21 protein-coding genes and 1 other RNA gene are annotated in these 17826 nt (G+C 34.7%); 8 read left to right on the top strand and 14 right to left on the bottom strand.

The features are described 5' to 3' along the window. Window positions 1-49: 49 nt before the first annotated feature. The 3 genes from ssrS to GJV77_RS08125 all read right to left on the bottom strand — a co-directional run bounded on the left by ssrS (window position 50) and on the right by GJV77_RS08125 (window position 824). Window positions 50-157, bottom strand: a non-coding RNA gene (gene ssrS, locus GJV77_RS08135) — 6S RNA. A gap of 67 nt (window positions 158-224) precedes the next feature. Next, window positions 225-524 (bottom strand): cell division protein ZapA, encoded by a 300-nt coding sequence (locus tag GJV77_RS08130; protein ID WP_155035880.1) that lies wholly within the window; start codon window positions 522-524, stop codon window positions 225-227. A 9-nt stretch (window positions 525-533) separates the two neighbouring features. Further along, window positions 534-824: a hypothetical protein gene (locus tag GJV77_RS08125; protein WP_155035879.1), complete on the bottom strand. Its 291-nt coding sequence runs from the start codon at window positions 822-824 to the stop codon at window positions 534-536. Between the two features lie 184 nt (window positions 825-1008). Between GJV77_RS08125 and GJV77_RS08120 the strand changes: the two genes are divergently transcribed. The 3 genes from GJV77_RS08120 (at window position 1009) to GJV77_RS08110 (ending at window position 4460) form a co-directional block, all read left to right on the top strand. Beyond that, window positions 1009-2703, top strand: a complete 1695-nt coding sequence (locus GJV77_RS08120) for a M23 family metallopeptidase (RefSeq protein ID WP_155035878.1) — start codon at window positions 1009-1011, stop codon at window positions 2701-2703. A 484-nt stretch (window positions 2704-3187) separates the two neighbouring features. Further along, window positions 3188-3550, top strand: coding sequence for a nuclear transport factor 2 family protein (locus tag GJV77_RS08115; protein ID WP_155035877.1), 363 nt, complete (start codon window positions 3188-3190; stop codon window positions 3548-3550). A gap of 136 nt (window positions 3551-3686) precedes the next feature. Further along, complete coding sequence (locus GJV77_RS08110; RefSeq protein WP_155035876.1) at window positions 3687-4460, top strand: hypothetical protein; 774 nt, start codon at window positions 3687-3689, stop codon at window positions 4458-4460. A gap of 79 nt (window positions 4461-4539) precedes the next feature. On the opposite strand, the gene cobC is transcribed toward GJV77_RS08110, so the two are convergent. The 7 genes from cobC to GJV77_RS08075 form a co-directional block, all read right to left on the bottom strand. Beyond that, entirely contained in the window at window positions 4540-5100 is a 561-nt protein-coding gene (gene cobC, locus GJV77_RS08105; RefSeq protein WP_155035875.1) for an alpha-ribazole phosphatase, read from the bottom strand. Then, window positions 5085-5858, bottom strand: coding sequence for an adenosylcobinamide-GDP ribazoletransferase (locus GJV77_RS08100; protein WP_155035874.1), 774 nt, complete (start codon window positions 5856-5858; stop codon window positions 5085-5087). The genes cobC and GJV77_RS08100 overlap by 16 nt, the downstream gene beginning before the upstream one ends. After that, on the bottom strand, window positions 5858-6862 hold the full coding sequence (gene cobT / locus GJV77_RS08095) for a nicotinate-nucleotide--dimethylbenzimidazole phosphoribosyltransferase (protein WP_155035873.1): 1005 nt from the start codon (window positions 6860-6862) through the stop codon (window positions 5858-5860). The genes GJV77_RS08100 and cobT overlap by 1 nt, the downstream gene beginning before the upstream one ends. An 81-nt stretch (window positions 6863-6943) precedes the next feature. Continuing rightward, window positions 6944-7363, bottom strand: a complete 420-nt coding sequence (locus tag GJV77_RS08090; RefSeq protein WP_155035872.1) for an SRPBCC domain-containing protein — start codon at window positions 7361-7363, stop codon at window positions 6944-6946. Between the two features lie 81 nt (window positions 7364-7444). After that, a complete protein-coding gene (locus tag GJV77_RS08085; RefSeq protein ID WP_155035871.1) occupies window positions 7445-8017 on the bottom strand; it encodes a Crp/Fnr family transcriptional regulator in 573 nt (190 codons plus the stop codon). Window positions 8018-8068: 51 nt separating this feature from the next. Continuing rightward, entirely contained in the window at window positions 8069-8800 is a 732-nt protein-coding gene (locus tag GJV77_RS08080; protein ID WP_155035870.1) for a DUF4369 domain-containing protein, read from the bottom strand. Window positions 8801-8802: 2 nt separating this feature from the next. Further along, complete coding sequence (locus GJV77_RS08075) at window positions 8803-9126, bottom strand: YbaB/EbfC family nucleoid-associated protein (protein WP_155035869.1); 324 nt, start codon at window positions 9124-9126, stop codon at window positions 8803-8805. A gap of 281 nt (window positions 9127-9407) precedes the next feature. Between GJV77_RS08075 and GJV77_RS08070 the strand changes: the two genes are divergently transcribed. The 3 genes from GJV77_RS08070 to GJV77_RS08060 are packed head-to-tail and all read left to right on the top strand — an operon-like array spanning window position 9408 to window position 12328. Next, window positions 9408-9980 carry a PH domain-containing protein gene (locus tag GJV77_RS08070; RefSeq protein WP_155035868.1) on the top strand — a complete coding sequence of 191 codons (573 nt, stop codon included), beginning with the start codon at window positions 9408-9410 and terminating at the stop codon, window positions 9978-9980. Beyond that, a complete protein-coding gene (locus GJV77_RS08065; RefSeq protein WP_155035867.1) occupies window positions 9973-11490 on the top strand; it encodes a PH domain-containing protein in 1518 nt (505 codons plus the stop codon). The genes GJV77_RS08070 and GJV77_RS08065 overlap by 8 nt, the downstream gene beginning before the upstream one ends. Window positions 11491-11545: 55 nt before the next feature. Beyond that, entirely contained in the window at window positions 11546-12328 is a 783-nt protein-coding gene (locus GJV77_RS08060; RefSeq protein ID WP_155035866.1) for an alpha/beta fold hydrolase, read from the top strand. Here GJV77_RS08060 and GJV77_RS08055 read toward each other — a convergent pair. From GJV77_RS08055 to GJV77_RS08045, 3 genes are all read right to left on the bottom strand, one after another. Next, a complete protein-coding gene (locus GJV77_RS08055; protein ID WP_155035865.1) occupies window positions 12323-12532 on the bottom strand; it encodes a hypothetical protein in 210 nt (69 codons plus the stop codon). The two genes, GJV77_RS08060 and GJV77_RS08055, sit on opposite strands and share 6 nt — an antisense overlap. Window positions 12533-12626: 94 nt before the next feature. Beyond that, complete coding sequence (locus GJV77_RS08050; protein ID WP_155035864.1) at window positions 12627-13532, bottom strand: lytic transglycosylase domain-containing protein; 906 nt, start codon at window positions 13530-13532, stop codon at window positions 12627-12629. Beyond that, window positions 13529-14197, bottom strand: a complete 669-nt coding sequence (locus tag GJV77_RS08045; protein WP_155035863.1) for a YqiA/YcfP family alpha/beta fold hydrolase — start codon at window positions 14195-14197, stop codon at window positions 13529-13531. Before GJV77_RS08045 ends, GJV77_RS08050 begins: the two co-directional genes overlap by 4 nt. 209 nt (window positions 14198-14406) lie before the next feature. Here GJV77_RS08045 and GJV77_RS08040 point away from each other — a divergent pair, with 209 nt between their 5' ends. After that, window positions 14407-14688: a GNAT family N-acetyltransferase gene (locus GJV77_RS08040; protein ID WP_155035862.1), complete on the top strand. Its 282-nt coding sequence runs from the start codon at window positions 14407-14409 to the stop codon at window positions 14686-14688. Between the two features lie 91 nt (window positions 14689-14779). On the opposite strand, the gene mtaB is transcribed toward GJV77_RS08040, so the two are convergent. Beyond that, window positions 14780-16096 carry a tRNA (N(6)-L-threonylcarbamoyladenosine(37)-C(2))-methylthiotransferase MtaB gene (mtaB, locus tag GJV77_RS08035; RefSeq protein ID WP_155035861.1) on the bottom strand — a complete coding sequence of 439 codons (1317 nt, stop codon included), beginning with the start codon at window positions 16094-16096 and terminating at the stop codon, window positions 14780-14782. 86 nt (window positions 16097-16182) lie between these two features. Here mtaB and GJV77_RS08030 point away from each other — a divergent pair, with 86 nt between their 5' ends. Then, window positions 16183-17793 (top strand): ABC transporter substrate-binding protein, encoded by a 1611-nt coding sequence (locus GJV77_RS08030; RefSeq protein WP_155035860.1) that lies wholly within the window; start codon window positions 16183-16185, stop codon window positions 17791-17793. Window positions 17794-17826 lie beyond the last annotated feature (33 nt).

Below are 17826 nucleotides of genomic sequence, written 5' to 3'. Positions count from 1 at the left end.
TGTTTCAAAATTATATATAAAAAAAGCCCACATTAGAGTTGAGTTGCATAAACTCTGGATAAAACAAGTTTTGAGTTAGCTTGCTGTTCAAGGATCTGCGCAAGGCAGCGTGCTTTAGTTGCAAAGATTCACCCATTTTAATTTGTTAGTGTTGAGTTTATCAAACAGATACTAATGTGAGCAGTATTTTTAAACTTGCTATTGTTAGCAAGCGTTTTCATTACTTATTTATTGAGTATTCGCTCAATAGCTTCGTCTAATTTGAGTAGTCGATCCAGGGCTTTGTTATACCCTTCTGATGTATCTATTGTTGTCTGTTCTGTCTGTGAGGCAAATTGTAGTGCACACATAGCCAAAACATCTTGTTTATCTCGTACGGCATAGTTCTCTTCGAATTGATGTATCATTGTATCAATTTTTTTTGAGGCGCTCCTGAGGGCTTCTTCCTGAGAGTAACTCACTGTCAGCGGATAGATTCTATCTGCAATTGATATTTTTATTCTTAATTGATCATCATTATTCATCGTACAGTACTATTTAGTTAGATAAGCGATACATTGATCTATTTCTCTAATTAATGAATTTATTTTGAGTTTCATATCTCGTTTATTCTCTTCACTGCCCAATAAGGAATTTGCTAATTGTAGGGATTCGTACTTCTTATAAATGTCATCTAACTGCTTCTCATTGTACTCAATCTCTTCATTTGCTTGCTCTAAACGATCTTTTAGCTGTTTGTTTTCAGCTTCTAATTTGTTTAGGCGCTGTACAAGTTTTGCAAACTTAACCTCCAAAGAGCTGATTATGTTAGTAAGTTCACTCATTATACTTTTATTCAAATACCTTTTGTACAAAGTTACAATTTGTATTCAAATTTAAAAACGATTTTTATTAAAATTAGATGATTATTTCTGATTGTAACCCTTTATTTTGTTATGTCTTTCATTTTTAATGTTTTTACCTATTATTTATACGGTAATATGTATTTTAGCCAAAATGAATGTTAGTATGAGATTAAAATTATTATTGTCTCTTTTGCTTGGTAGTAGTTTTTACGCTGCTACTGCTCAAGAGGCACTTGAATTAGCGAATCCTTTACAGATTCCTATTCATTTGTCTGGTAATTTTGGTGAACTTCGTGGAACTCATTTTCACGCTGGTTTGGACATCAAAACCCAGCAACGCATTGGCTTACCGGTTTACGCGCCTGCTGATGGCTATGTTTCGAGATTGAAAGTTTCTACTTGGGGGTATGGCAAGGCGTTGTATATCGATCACGCCAATGGTCAAACGACTGTATATGGTCATCTTAACGAGTATGCAGGTGATATAGCTGACTTGGTATTACAGAGACATTACGCGGAGAAGTCATTTGAAATCGAGATGTTTTTTAAGCGTAATCAGGTTCCTGTAAAGAAGGGGCAAATTATTGCCTATACTGGTAATACTGGAGGATCAGGTGGGCCACATTTACACTATGAAGTAAGAGATACGAAATCGCAAAATATCATTAATCCTCTTAAAGAAGGTTATGATAAACTCGTGACAGATAATATTCCACCGACGGTCAATAATTTGTTTGTTTACCCGATTAGTGAGCAGGCAGTTGCTAATAGCAGTGGTGATCCTTTACTTTTGGATTACACGACAGAAGCTGATGGTACTTTGGTCGCTCCTACAGTGAAAGCTAAAGGTAAAATAGGTTTTGGAATTGACATTATTGATAAGGCAAATTTCAATGCTAATAAGAATGGTGTATATTCTTTAGAGACGTATATCAATGGCCAGCGTACATTTAGCTACCGTTTTGATACTTTTTCTTTTTCGGAGTCAGGTACCGTTAATGCCTTGATTGACTATCAGCGCTATGTCAAGACAAGGACTAAAGTGCAAAAGCTTTTTATTGAACGCCCTTATAAATTGTCGGTCTTAAAATACAATCAAACGAAAGGGATTATTGATGTGCAGCCTGGCGAAAGTTATACGTATAAGATTGTATTGTGTGATTTTCACGGTAATCAACGCACGGTAGTTATACCAATTGAGTATAGTCCAATGTCTGCTTCTCTTCCTCGTACACCTGAGCAAGGGGAATTTAAAATTAATGCAGATCGCGATTATATATTTGAACGCGGGTTCGCAAGTATCAGTATTCCCGCTTCTACTTTTTATCATGATTTAGCTATTGATATAAGTGCTGATAATCAGGTTTTAAAAGTAGGAGAGCCTGTTGTAGCGTTTAAAAAGAAAATGACGGTTTCTTTTGATACGACTGATATGATTATTGAGAACCCTGCAAAAACGTTTATTGGTAGAATTGACGATAAAGGACGTAAAGACTTTTATAAAACGTATAAGAAGGGTTCTAAATATACAATTTATACGAAGTCGTTTGGCGAATACCAGCTGATGGTGGATGATACTGCACCTAGGATTTACAATGAGAGTTTTCCTGAAGGTAAATGGTTGAGTAATGAAAAGCAAATATCTTTTATGGTTAGTGATGACTTATCCGGAATTGCTACAATCGAGGGAAGTATCAACGGTAAGTGGATTTTGTTAGATTACGATCACAAGACTAAGAAGATTATTCATCAGTTTAGTGATGGAGTAGTGGTGTCTGGAAAAAATGAAGTTGAAATACGCGTAACTGACCGCATGGATAATGTAGCCGTATTCACTACGCATTTTTTTAGAAAGTAGATGAAAGTGTATTTTCAATATTTTGGGAATAATAAAAAATTAAAATAAGGATTACTCCACTGGGGTAATCCTATTTTTTGCACACTATGCTAGAGAATCGACCTGGTGTTTTTTTTTATTCGCTGATGATTGCAGAATACGTGCAGTATGCTTGAGGTTTTCTTGCCAAGAACTTGCTTCTGGCTTCTGGGCTTGTATTCTGCACGAATACTGCACGAATGGCTCAACCTTGGCAACAAATGAGAGGGAAAAGACTACAATTTCCGTATAGTCAGCTTAGATTTTTTTAAAAAAAGAGAAGAAACTTTTTGAAGAGAGCGTGTTGGCAGCATAGGGATGCCTGATCATTCGCAATGAATACATTTTTTAGCTAATTTGAGATTGTCAAGTTCATTAGCTTTTCGTATTTTAAAATAGCGATAAATTAATTGATAATTAGTGAATTACAATGAATTATTGAATAAATAAATTTAAGTAAGGTAATATGTTAGAACAAAGTAATACAGCAGAAAAAATAGTTCAAAAGCAATTAGACGCTTATAATCAAAGAAATTTAGCAGACTTTTTATCGCTCTATACAGCGGATATTAAGATTTATAACTTTGGCGAAGAAGTGCCTTTTATTGATGGGCTACAAGATTTAGAGAATATTTATAACACTGTTTTTGAGCAATCGCCCAATCTTCACGCAGTTATTAAAAATAGAATAGTTTTTGACAATAAAGTTATTGATCAAGAGGAAGTAAGTGGTCGAATGGGAATGGATAAAGTAATAGTTGTTGTTATTTATGAAGTTGAATATAACTTGATAAGCAAAGTTACATTTATTAGAAAACGACCAATCTAAATAGAGGAAAAAGAATTTTTTGTATTGTGGAGTAAGGTCTTGAAATTGAATTTAGTCAAGGGAATGGTGTGTGATAAATATACATTCAGAATATCTGAAAAATCCGTTATCTTTGAAGTGTTTAAGTTTTCGAATTATGAAAGTAAAAATAGGTGTATTATCAATGATTTTGGGCTTTGTAGCGATGGGATGTCAGCAGGAAGAGAAGCCAAAAGTAATTTATCCAGACAAAGCAGAAGTTACTACTGTAGATACAAAGGATAATCAGCGAGAGTTAAGTAGTGTGGAGGATATTCGTATCTCAGATTTGCCTATCACTATGGGGGAGACAGATTATCTATTACATCCAGTGGGCGAAGTACGCGTTTATAGTACAGGATCAAAGTATAGCGGGAAAATTAATCAATATTCATATACGGTTTCAAATTTTTCGCCAGATGAACTAACAGGGAATTTGGCTAATATAATGTTTCAGCACAAGGATTCGCTGGATATTCGTCCTTTGACAGAGCAGAAGGTGATGATTTATTCTGCTACTTATTTGAAGTCAATCGCCGAGCGCTATAAAAAACACTATATAGTCTATCGCGTATATGACAAGGATACTAATAAAGACGGTCTAATTGACGCGAATGATATTAAGACGTTGTATATCTCAGAAGTTGATGGTACAGGGTTTATGAAATTAACCGTTGATCTTCAAGAGTTTTTGGATTGGACAGTGGTCGATGCACAACACCGTTTGTATTTCCGAACTGTCGAAGACATCAATAAGAATGGTGCTTTTGACAAAGATGATAATGTGAATTATTACTATGTTGATTTAATGAAAAAAGAATTAGAAGTAATAGCTTATAATCCTTTAGCTGTAAAAAAAGTAGCTGAAGTAAATGAAGAATTAGCACAATAGTATTGTGCACGACAATAAAAATTTAAAAAGAGACGTAATCTATTTAATTAGAGTACGTCTCTTTTTTTGATACAAAAACTTATTGTTTTTGTATCATATAGTCAGCTTGTTGATTTTCTCCTAGATGAAATACAAGTACTTCATTGAACCCAATTGGAATCCGGAATGTATGCTCAATAGGAAAGCCTAAAAGATATTGCCAAATACAGCGGATAGGTCCACCATGAGTAACGATAAGTACTTTTTTGTAAGATTTACTTCTTAAGTCATGGAGGAAATCATGAATGCGAAGATTGAGTGTAGCCAAGTTTTCCCCATTTGGAGGAGATACTACCTCTAGGTTAGCGCTCCACTGGTCAATTTCTTCTTTGGGTATAGTGTCCCATGTCCTCATTTCCCAATCGCCAAAATGAAGTTCCATCAGTCTAGGGTCAGTAACTACAGGACTAGAGAATGTATTGGCTAATATTTGGCATCGCTGAAGAGGACTCGTGTACACTTGGTCAAATTCACTAGGCAATGTTGCTGATATTTGTTTTAAGTTGTATTCGAAATCTTTTCTCAGGGGTACATCAGTCTGTCCATAGCAATATCCTTTAGGCAGGTCAACGGGGGTGTGGCGAATTACATATACGAGCATAGGGCAAGAATGGTTAGATAGTAGATGACTTCACTAACTTGTTGGATTGCTCCTAGGCCATCGCCAGTGTAGCCTCCAATGTGTTTTTTGAAGTAATAAGTTAAGTATATTTTACCCAAGTAACTAATCGGAATAGCCATTAGCAATAGCCATTGTTGGTAGATGACAAAGGGAATAAGTATTGTCCCGAAACCGATCAATACGTTTGCCCATGGTAGTCTTTTGCTGGCAAGTGGTTTGGATTTGCTCTTATCTATATCTTGAACATATTCGTGGGTGTAGATAGCCATACCAGCGTGGAAACGACTAACAGCATGTCCACTAATCAGAGTGAATATGACTAGAGGAGTACTGTGAGTACCTATCTCTGTAAGGGTGGTGATTTTTAACAGTAGCAATAAAATAATACCAATCACTCCATAAGCACCAATGCGGCTGTCTTTCATGATGGTCATGATCTTTTCTTTGCCATAACCTCCACCAAAAGCATCACAACTATCTGTAAAACCATCTTCGTGGAAAGCCCCGGTCAGGAGTACACTCGCTATTGTAGCAATGATCATACTGATTTGAACTGAAAAAAAGGTCATGGCTCCAGCATATACTAATGCTGTAAATAGTCCAACAATAATTCCTACAAAGGGAAAATACTTTTGTGACTTATTCATTATTTCGGTACTATAGGGTAGCTTAAACGGGATAGGGATTCGTGTAAAGAACATGATAGCAGTACCCAAATAGGTTAGCTCTTTTCTCATTATTTATTGGATACATTAGCAGATTCAAAACTAGCCATTTCATTGAGGAAATTAACTGCACTTTGAATAATAGGATAGGCAAGAGCACATCCTGTTCCTTCTCCTAAACGAAGTTGAAGGTTTAATATAGGTGATACCCCCAATTTGTCCAATAAAGTACGGTGACCTAGCTCATCTGATTGATGACAGAAGATCGCGTTATCAACAATAGCAGGATTTAAATGATAGGCGACTAAGAAAGCACTAGAACAGATAAAACCATCTACTAGGATAATCATATTGTGTTTATACGCGGTTAACATAGCAGCGCATATTTGCGCTATTTCAAATCCACCCATTGCTTGTAACTTATCCAGTGGAGAATTCAGTTCGTTGTGTGTATCAAGTACTTGTTGTAAGATGGCTTGTTTGCGTTTGTATTGAGCGTCATCGACACCTGTTCCCCTTCCAGTACAGTCAGCGATGGGTAAATCTAGTAAACTACTCATCAATAGAGAAGCTGCAGATGTGTTGCCAATACCCATTTCTCCAAAACCAATAATCGTACAACCAGCCTCTGCAATCGCTAGGATATGATTTTCTGCTTCACGAAAACAGTAGTCCAACTGTTCTTTGCTCATCGCTTTTTCTTTGAGCATATTAGCTGTACCGTAGGCTGTTTTGGAAGAGATTAAAGCAGGATGAGGAGGGAAATCAGCGTTTACTCCTGCATCGATGATTTGTAGATTAATATGATTTTGATTACAAAACACATTGATTGCCGCACCACCATTAAGAAAATTATAGACCATCTGTGGGGTTACTTCTTGTGGGTAAGCACTTACTCCCTCTTTAGCCAGTCCGTGATCAGCAGCATAGACTAGCAGATGAGGCATGGATAGCTCAGGGGTTAAGCTCTGTTGTATTTTAGCGATTTGGTAGGCGATGGTTTCGAGCTTACCTAGTGCTTTTAGAGGTTTTGTTTTTAGGTCAATCTTTTGTTGAAGTGCTTGTTCAAAATTCATTTGTTTGGTGTTTTTTTAGTCATTGGAATTGCTAAAGGCTTGTTTTAATAACTGCCTCAATATACAAAAAAACACAATGTATTACTCCGATTGCTCTACTCTTTGTTTAAGCGCTTTGTTCATCGCGTGAAATCCTGCGAGCGTTTCTGTTTTTAACTTTTTAGCCAGTAGAGGGACAAGAATTCCCTTAAACTCTTCTTGCTGGACTAATAAGCAAGTGCCATTTGCCAATGGAGTAATTTCGAAACTATGCAATCCGTCAAATAATCCTTTGATGAATAGTTTGCCCAACCAGCTGAAGCGTACACAAGCAATAGCTTCTATTACTATAGGGGTAAATGTCATAGTATCGATTTGTACTTGTAGTTTGGCGTGTTGTTTTGCTTCACCTTTTATACTTTTAATGAAAGGGTTCCAGTCTAGATAAGAAGTAAAGTCAGTAAGGCATTCCCAAATCTGTTCAGGTGTTCCAATAATCTTAATTTCAGTACGTAGTTTCATAATCTGATAATTTATACAGCAAAGATGGCTGATAAAAAAAAGATATTTTTTGATTTAGATCAACAAAAAAACAGATGAAATCTATTGTTTAGCACGAGTATTTCGGAGGCGACTCAAGGTCTCTGAGGTCATACCTAGAAGGGAAGCAATATACTGATGAGGTACTTCATTGAACAGGAATAGGTGCTCTTTGCAAAAAGCAAGGTAACGCTCCTCACTATTGAGTGATAAGAATTGATTGATACGGCTTTCCATTTGAAGGAAGCAATGTCCGATAAAGAAGCGTTCTTTTTGATACCAATTACTGATTACTTGAGGAAGTGAAGCATAGTCTGTCTTTGTGATTTCATAGACGACAATCTCATTGAGTGCTTGTAAGTTCCAAGTATTTGGGTAATCAAACAACCAAGCAGAGAGGTTAGTAACAAAGTATCCAGGAATGCTAATCCATTGGGTGATTTCTTTTGCTTTAACTAAGTTGAAAATTCGAATATTTCCCTGTACTAAGAAATACAATTTATTGCAAGGGCTACCTATTTCTTGTAAATAAGTTCCTTTTGGGTAAACAACTCTTTTAAAGTAAGTACTAGCCAGTAAACTATCTTTTTTGGAAAGACATAAGGAGTCTTGTAATTCTTGAATTAGATCAGCCATAGTAGAAAAGAAAAACGCCTTTTAGACAAAGGCGTTGTATTTATATAGGAATTATTTTTTTTCCATTTCTTTGCGTTCAGCAATATACTCTTTTAATTGCTTGCCATATTTATTTGAAGCAATAGTTGTATCAAGCGAATTGTAAATCGTATCAAGATACTTGGTATTAGCATTGTATAAGTCCGTTAAAGCGACATAAGGAGCTACATCACTAGAAGGGTGGGTTAACGCAAAGTTGATAGCATTAAGATATCTACGCGTGGTTAGTTTTTCATCTAATTTCTGTAAACTGTCTAAAGCTTTGGTGTTTTCACTTTTCTGTGCTTTAAAAATATCGACAATCAGTGCATTTTGAACATCTAACAAAGCAGCACGCGTTTTTAAATACTCTTGGTAAACAGGTTGATTGCTCGATCCTTTTACCTCCACATCTGCATAGAAGTGTTTTAAGGTAGTATTGACTTCTATATTACCTGGTTCTGCAAAGAAAGCGATTTGGTTATCCTTAGATTTCGTATGCCCTCTATCTAAAGTAAGGAATAACATTTCTGGGCTTTCAAGGTCTAATCCAAAAGCGAACTTAGCATCTTTAGCTCCATTGACAATAAGAGAGTCAATAGCGACAAAAGATGTATCTTTCATCTGGTATAAGTAGAGTTTACCTTGTTTTAGTCCAGCAACTTCACCTGTAATAGTCGTATTACCTTTGGTAGAAGGAGAGTCAGAACAAGCAGCAACTAAGGCTCCACAAGCTAATAAAATTGAGTATATTATTTTTTTCATAATTATTTGAATAGGTCTAGTCCTGGTATGTTTGGCATTCCGTCTTTAGCTGCGGCTGCTAATTCAGCTTCGTTGATTGTTGATGCTTTTTCGATAGTGCGATTTAGTACCATCACTAAGTAGTCTTCTAGTTGTTCTTTATCTTCTAGTAGTTCGTCAGCAAGAGAAAGAGATTTAATCGATCTGTTAGCTGTCATTGTCACTTGTAATAAACCATCACTACTTTGGTCATCAATTAATACAGTGTCTAATCTTTTTTTAGTCTCCTCAATTTTTGCTTGGGTTTCTTGTAGCTTACCCATCATTCCCATTAAGTCTCCGAACATAAAATAATGTATTAAAATTATAGGGGCAAAAATATTAAAATCTTTTGAAGTTGTATGGAAATGTTAGCGAATACTTAAAGTAAAAGCCTATTCGTTAATAGAAGAGCCGTTTTTATGAGAATATACAGACTGTATTAAGCACGTAGATTAGGATTAAGTTTTTGATAGTTAGTTTGTTATTGTATTTTCGTTTTGTTGATATGGATATTTGTCCGATTATTAGGTAATATGACGCCGTGATAGTATATTTAGTACCCAAAGCAAGAACAAAAAAAAGAGGAATGGAAGACAATTTTAGTAACAAACAAGTAGAAATAACACAGCTTCCTTCCGTAGAAGAAGTTGTATTTAGTAAACTAGATCATCAATATTTTCGATTAGAGATTATATGGGCAGCCATTAGGCTGGTTGTATTTTTTGGAATAGGTATCGGAGCATTTTTTGTTGGAAATTACTTTACTGGGTTAGCCATCAGTAAGACTTTAGAGTGGGGTATTTTTTTGAGTTGTCTTCTGATTGGAGTAATCAGTGCAATTGTTGGTGTCTATGGTTTTCATTATAAAGGATATGCCATTAGACAACACGATATCATCTATAAAACCGGTTTAATAAACAGAAAGCAATTGGTCGTACCTTATAATCGAGTGCAACATGTGGAAGTTTATCAGGGAGCAGTGTCTCGTATGTTTGGTTTGTGTGAATTAGTATTCTTTACAGCAGGAGGACAATTAGGCGATTTGTGTATTCCTGGGCTTACGCTTAATGATGCAGAAAAGATTAAAACTTTTGTAATCACAAAAGTACAGCCATTAGCAGAAGTAAAACATGAAATAACATTGGGAGAAGATGAGTAAACCAATTGACTTTTATCAACCTCAGCGACAGGATCCAGTAGGGATAGTGATCGGTTTTTTTAATGGAATGAGAAAAGCAGTACGCGCATTTTTTCCGTTGTTGATTATTCTGTATAGTAGGTTATCAGGACAAGATAGTCAATGGTGGACTACAGTTGGCTTAGTTGCTATTGGTGGTTTACTGTTAATGCTTGTGTATGCCTATTTGAACTATCGCAATTTTACTTTTTCAATTGACCAAGGGACAGCATCATTGGTCATTGAGAAAGGTGTAATCACTAAGAGTAAAACAACGATACAATTGAGCAAGATTCAACAAGTGAATATTAATCAGTCTTTTTTAGATAAGATTTTGGAAGTGTATTCTGTAGAGGTAGAGTCAGCGGGTAGTAGTGCAAAAGAAGGGGTAATTCCAGCGGTGTCTTTATTAATAGGGCAATCTTTAAAAGAGACTTTATTAGCTTATAGAGAAAATACTGATGTAAACAATACGGAAGAAGTAGAAACAGCACAAAGAGAAGAAGATGTTACTGTTGAATTAAAAAAGATAAGTTTAACTACACTGTTTAAGATAGGACTTACAGCTAATTATTTATATACGATAGGGTTAGTAGTAGTGTTTTTTAATACGTTATACTATGAAGGGACACGCTTGTACAAGGGGATTTTTCAGCGAGAGCTTTTAGAAGAGTTTCAGACAACAGCTATTTCAGTAGGAATGACGATAAGTTTGGTTGTCTCCTTCTTAATATTAGCTTTATTTGTCAATCTTGTACGAACAATAATTCGCTACTACAACTTTGAAATAAAACTTCAAAACAACAGCTTACTGTTGTCTTATGGTCTATTTCATACAAAGAGTACGATTATACGTCCTACGCGAGTACAGTTTATTCGTCTGACGCGTAATTACTTTCAAAAGCTAATGAACATAACAAACTTTAGAATTTATCAAGTGTCAGGAAATGAAAATGAAAACAAAAAGACGGCACTTGATATTCCGGGATGTTCACAAGAAGAATTAGCGGCATTGGTAGATATGATTTACACACAGCCACTACAGTGGGAAGGAGAAAAAATAAAACACAATTATCGCTATTTTGGGTTTCGATTTTTCTTATTAGTGATTATACCTACGCTTGTAGGAAGCTTTATATTACAAGATATTTTAACGATGAATTGGTTAGTAATAGCAATATTGGGCTACTTTGTTTTCATGACAATGTTGGTGTGGCGATATTATCACAATGGAGGATTAATATATACCAATGATTATATAGTTATTCGTTCAGGAGTATGGGATATCAGTTATTCAGTGTTAGAGCCCTTTAAAATACAGAAGATAGTAGTATCTCAATTAGCTTGGCAGAGACCTTATAACGTAGGTAGTATTCGACTGTATACTGCAGGGGGGAGTTTAGTATTTAGCACTTCAGACTATTGCGCTTTATGTAAGTTAAGAGATAAATGGTTGGCAATCGTTGAAAAAGAACAAAAGGCTTGGATGTAGTGTTTTTAGTGAAAAAAAGGAATAGTGAAAGGGTGAAAAGTAAAATAAAAGAGGTATGCTACAAATCGAAAAACAATTTATTGATATAGGAGGTAAAAAAGTATTTGTAAAACACATTAGACAGACAGAAAACGTTGGTCGAACACTTGTACTCTTACACGATTCACTAGGATGTGTTACACTTTGGAGAGATTGGCCAGAGTTATTAGCTGAAGCATTGAGTTGCGATATAATAGTTTATGATCGCGTAGGATATGGGTTGTCAGACAATATGGATACACCCATACGAACAAAGGACTATTTAAAACAAGAAGCTATATTTTTAGACCAATTACTGGTAAGTTTAGCACTAGAGGAAGTGGCTTTGTTTGGGCATAGTGATGGTGCGTCCATCGCGTTGTGGTATGGAATTTTGTATAGTCATAAGACAAAAGCAATAGTTAGTGAAGCAGCACATGTTATCGTCGAAGAATTAACTTTAGAAGGTGTAAAAGCATCTTGGCTAGCTTATCAAACAACAGATCTCAAGCAGCGATTAACAAAGTATCATGGAGGCAAAGTTGATGACTTAGTACATGCGTGGGTGGACACCTGGCTTTCTGAGTGGTATAGTGATTGGAGTATGGTTGAAGACTTAATAGCGATTAAGAGTCCTCTTTTGTTTATACAAGGAGATCTTGATGAATATGGTACACTCAATCAACTGAGACTAACAGTGTCACAAACCCAGGGAATTTCAATGTCTTACATATTAGAAGGAGTAGGGCATACTCCTCATAAGGAGTCTAAAGAAGAAGTTAAACAGAGGATTGTTTCATTTCTCAGTATTTATTTATAAGTCAAAGTGTTTTAGCTGTTCAATTTTATCGTGAAATAGCTCAACTAATCGACTGTCTTTACTTGCTAAATAAGCTTTAGATAGACTGTTAAAATACTGTTCAAGGCTAGTTACTATACTTCCGGGAATTAGTTCAAAAGGAACAACAAAATTCTTTTTGAATATAATTTCTTTAGCTTGATTAAGGTATTGTTCTTTATCCATGTGAAAAAGTTTTGAACAAAAGTACTAATAAAAAAACAACGCTAAAAGCATACAATGTTGAGTAAGTCAGATTAGCGTTGTTTTTGTAGATAGATTATTGGATTGGTATTTCCATATAATACGTTTGCCCTTTAGGTTTGAAGCTGCTACTCACTAACCAAGGGTTGTGTAATTTTAATAATTTGTAATTAACTCCTTGTTCTTTTGCAAATAAAGGTAGGTCAGCAATATCGTAATCTACCGCTACTTTTTTTGTTTTAATATTTTTATAGGTCAGATTTACTGGAACAGCAAAACCATATTTATCAGCATTAGACATAATTTCTTTTAAAGCTAACATTCTAAAAACATAACGAGAGGTTTCTTGGTTTAAGAATAGGTCGTAATAATTGTCAACATATTGATTATCTAAGGCTCTATTGATACCAGCCATTCCTCTGTTGTAAGAAGCAGCAACTAAAGTCCATGATCCAAATTTAGCTTTAGCATCATTTAAATAGTTACAAGCAGCTTCAGTTGCTTTTATAAGGTCATATCGTTCGTCTATCGTCTCATCAACAACAAGACCATAGTCTTTAGCAGTCCCTTTCATAAATTGCCAAAAACCACTAGCTCCAGCAGGTGAGACAGCATTAGATAAAGCGCTTTCGATAACACATAAGTATTTAAAGTCATCGGGAATACCGTTTTTAGCTAGTATGGGTTCTATGATAGGAAAGTATCTACCAGCTCGTTTAATAGTTAGAAGTGTAGATCCGTGTAAATTTGTATTAACAATCATTTCTCTCTCAAAACGCTCTTTTACATCTGGTATATGTAGTGGAGTTTCTTCTCCAGCAAAGTTTATTTTACTCGGTATAGCGTGTAAGTGAGGACTTATGAGGTTTTCCTCTACAGGAGTATCAGCCTTAGCTGTATCATGACTAGCTGAAAATATAAAGGTTGAAGATACTGCTACAACGGCAAGGATTGATAGGGTAGTAGTTATTGTTTTTTTCATATTGCGTTTGTTTGTATTATGTTTGGTAATTGAGTGTTGAACCAGTTGTATTTTGTGAGTATCATTGCATGTGTACCACCTTTTACAACAAGGGCATTTTTGATATTCTTAATTGGAAATATTTCGTCTTTATCTCCATGAATTTGAATGACGTTTTCTATTGCTTCCGTCTGTTTCCAATGCATAACTTGATCGATGCACCAATCAATATAGTCTTTACTTCTCTCTGTAAGGTATCGATCATAAAGCGCTTTTCTTTCTTCTCGTTTACTTTTTTTACTTCTATTGCTTAGAAACTCAATAAGGCCATTAATGTTATTAGTTGGTAATAGACGGTAAAGTTTTGTGTATTTTGCAAAGCGATATAACCAAGGATACTCTTTTGTAGAACGCACGCTAGAGATAATAATTGTTTTGCGAACCTTTATTTTTTTTGCTATTTCTTGTGCGATAATACCTCCTAGAGAAACACCTATTAATACAGGGTTAGGGTGGTTTATCATTTCGATATATCGGTTGCTGTATTCTTCTAAACTTTGATTTTTTTCGACAGGTAACCATTCAAAAAAAACAGGTGTAAAAAGATTGTGATCTAATTCAATTTTTTCAAATATCAAGGAATTGGAAATCATTCCAGGAAAGAAATAAATTGGTATTTTGTTCATTTTAAATAAATTAACTTTTTAAAAATTGTCTAGATAGAAATAAAATCGTAATTTTGATAAATATAATGAATTCAACAGCTAAATAAAAAAGTTACTACTCAAAAGTAATTTTTATTTAATCAGTGAAGCCACCTAACCTAAGTTTTATTGAATGTGTATAGTAGCGATTCATTATTGTATCTATTGAAATTTAAAAAACTACTAGTATAATGGAAATTAAAAACAATGAGTTACTTCGTCAGTTTGAATATGAAACTGATACAGGAATGCTTAGTGTAGAGTATTCATTACAAGAAAGAAAAATATTCTTAACTAAGTTAAAGGGACTAGAGAATGCAGTACAGAATCAGGCAAGTGATTTTTTAAAGGCAATTTTAGAATCTGTGCGTGAACGCAAACTAAGAGTTGTTCCTACCCATCCTAAAATAGTTTCTTTTTTCAGAAAGAACCCAGGATATAAAGAAATGTTACCACCTGGTATCCGTATTTAATTCATTGGTTGAATTACTACATTAAGACACACAACACTAAAGCAGACAAAAAGAAAGCGTTGAACTCAATTAAGTTCAGCGCTTTCTTTTTTTATACGAACGCTAGACGAACAATTCCGTCATCGTCAATCTTCGTTAATTTGACTTTGTGTAAAGTGTTTACTAATTCTGGATTCCAAGGTGTCTTTACTTTTACATAGTTTTCGGTAAATCCGTGAATGTATCCTTCTTTATTTTCACTTTCGAAAAGTACAATCTTCTCTTTTCCGATTTGCGATTCATAGAATGCACGTCTTTTCTTAACAGATAAGCCTCTTAGCATTTTACTTCGCTTATTCCTCACATTCATAGGGACTACGCCTTCCATCTCTACTGCTTCCGTATTATCTCTTTCAGAGTAAGTAAATACGTGTAGGTAGGAAATATCTAAGTTGTTTAAGAAGTTGTAGGTCTCTAAGAATTTCTCATCTGATTCCCCAGGAAAACCAACAATAACATCTACACCAATACAGCAATCAGGCATTACTTCTTTTATCTTAGCTACGCGCTCTACGTATAGATTACTTAAGTAACGTCTTTTCATTTTTTTCAAGATATCATCGCTTCCTGATTGTAGAGGAATGTGAAAGTGAGGTACAAATGTTCTACTTTTAGATACAAACTCAATAGTCTCATTCTTTAATAGATTAGGTTCAATTGAAGAGATACGCAAACGTTCAATACCTTCTACTTTGTCTAGAGCTTCTACTAATTCAAGGAAAGTGTGTTCGTGTTTTTTGTTTCCAAATTCGCCTTTTCCATAATCTCCTATATTAACACCTGTTAATACAATCTCTTTAATACCTTTAGAAGCAATCTCACTAGCGTTTTTTAATACATTTTCCATAGTGTCACTGCGAGAAATACCTCTTGCTAGTGGTATTGTACAATAGGTACACTTATAGTCACATCCGTCTTGTACCTTTAGAAAAGCTCGGGTACGATCACCAATAGAGTAACTTCCAACATAAAAGTCAGCTTCTGATATTTCACAAGAGTGAACTTGTCCCATATCATTTTTGCTCAAATCATTGATGTAGTCAGTAATTTTAAACTTCTCAGTTGCTCCTAATACTAAATCAACACCGTCAACTGATGCTAATTCTTCTGGTTTTAACTGAGCATAACAACCTACTGCAGCGACAAATGCTTTCTCATTTTTCTTTTGAGCTTTCTTTACAATTTGTTTAAATTGTTTGTCTGCATTTTCTGTTACAGAACAGGTATTTATCACATAAATATCTGCAACTTCTTCAAATTCAACTCGGTCAAACCCTTCATCTGTAAAACTTCTAGCAATTGTTGAGGTTTCAGAGAAGTTAAGTTTACAACCGAGGGTATAAAAAGCTACTTTTTTTCTATTTTCCATAATGTTCTAATACTATATAGTAACTTTGACTATATTTACTTTTTGCTAAAAAAAGGACTGCAAATTTACATACAAAAATCGGTTTGATGAAATCAATAATATATTATATATCAATATTTTGCCTTTTGACTTCTTTGTTTTCATGTCAAGAAAAAGACGTGCAAATAGATGAAAGTAAGGTGTTTAGATATAATGAAAGTGCTAATATACCAACCTTAGATCCTGCCTTTGCAAAGAGTATGAATATTATTTGGCCGTGTAATCAATTGTATAATGGGTTAGTTCAGCTAGATGATAGTCTTCGTATAAAAAGTGATATTGCAAAACAATGGATTATCTCTAAAGAAGGATTACAGTATGATTTTATACTAAGGGATGATGTATATTTTCACAAACATGCCAATTTTGGTATTGATAGCACAAGAGTTGTTGTAGCACAAGATTTTGTATATAGTTTTAATCGTTTATTAGATCCTAAGTTAGCCTCACCAGGTGCTTGGATATTAAAGAAAGTAGATAGCTATGAAGCAATTAATGATAGTGTGTTACGCATACGATTGAAAGAAGCATTTCCAGCTTTATTAGGCTTGATGTCTATGCGTTATGCATCAGTGGTACCTCGTGAAGTAGTAGATGATAAGGATCATGATTTTCGCTCTTCGCCAATAGGTACAGGACCATTTAAGTTTAAATTATGGGCTGAGAATATTAAATTAGTATTGCGCAAAAACCCTAATTACTTCGAAAAAGATGAACAAGGGAAGCAGTTACCTTATTTAGAGGCAGTATCAGTTACTTTTTTACCGGACAAACAGAGTGCTTTTTTACAATTTATTCAAGGGAATCTCGATTTTATTTCTGGATTAGATCCTTCCTATAAAGATGATATTATCGATAGTGAAGGAAATTTAAACAAGAAGTATAAATCGCGTTTACAGATGTTGTCAGGACCATATCTTAATACAGAGTATTTAGGTTTTAATCTCTCCTTAGAGCATCAAGTTATCAAAGATAAACGGGTTCGTAAAGCATTAGATATCGGTTTTGATCGACAAAAAATGTTGGCTTATCTGCGCAATGGTATGGGAGAGAGTCAAGTAGGAGGTATGATTCCTACTGGCTTAGCAGGGAGTTTAAAAATACCTAAGCGCTTTGATTTAACCAAGGCTAAAGATTTAATAGCAGATTATAAAGAAGAGAAGAAAATAGATAAACTTAGTCTGAGCTTGTCGACTGATGCGTCTTATCTTGATATTGCAGAATATTTACAGAGAGAGTGGCAGAAGATTGGGGTAGAATTAACTGTTGATGTTATGCCTCCATCTACACTTAGGCAAAGTATAGCTACGGGAAGTGTTTATTTTTTTAGAGGTAGTTGGATAGCGGATTATCCTGATGCAGAAAACTATTTATCACTTTTTGACTCCAAGAATAAAGTACCTAATGGTGCAAATTATACGCGGTTTGATAGTACTTCCTACGATGAAAAACTTCATCAGGCAATCTATGAAGTAGATGAAGCAAAAAGGGTAACTTTATATCAAGGTCTTGAATCAGTTATTATTGATGAGGTTCCTGTAATTGTCTTGTTTTATGATAAAGCAGTGCGATTTACTTCGTTAGAAGTTAATAATCTTGGTATAAACCCGATGAATAACTTGTTTTTAAAAAAGGTTTATAAAATTAAGCAACTGTAATTTTTGATATTTCCTAAGTAGGTAGAGTTAATA

Source organism: Myroides pelagicus (assembly GCF_009711055.1).
GTDB lineage: Bacteria > Bacteroidota > Bacteroidia > Flavobacteriales > Flavobacteriaceae > Flavobacterium > Flavobacterium pelagicum.
This window is presented reverse-complemented; position numbering and strand designations above follow the sequence as displayed.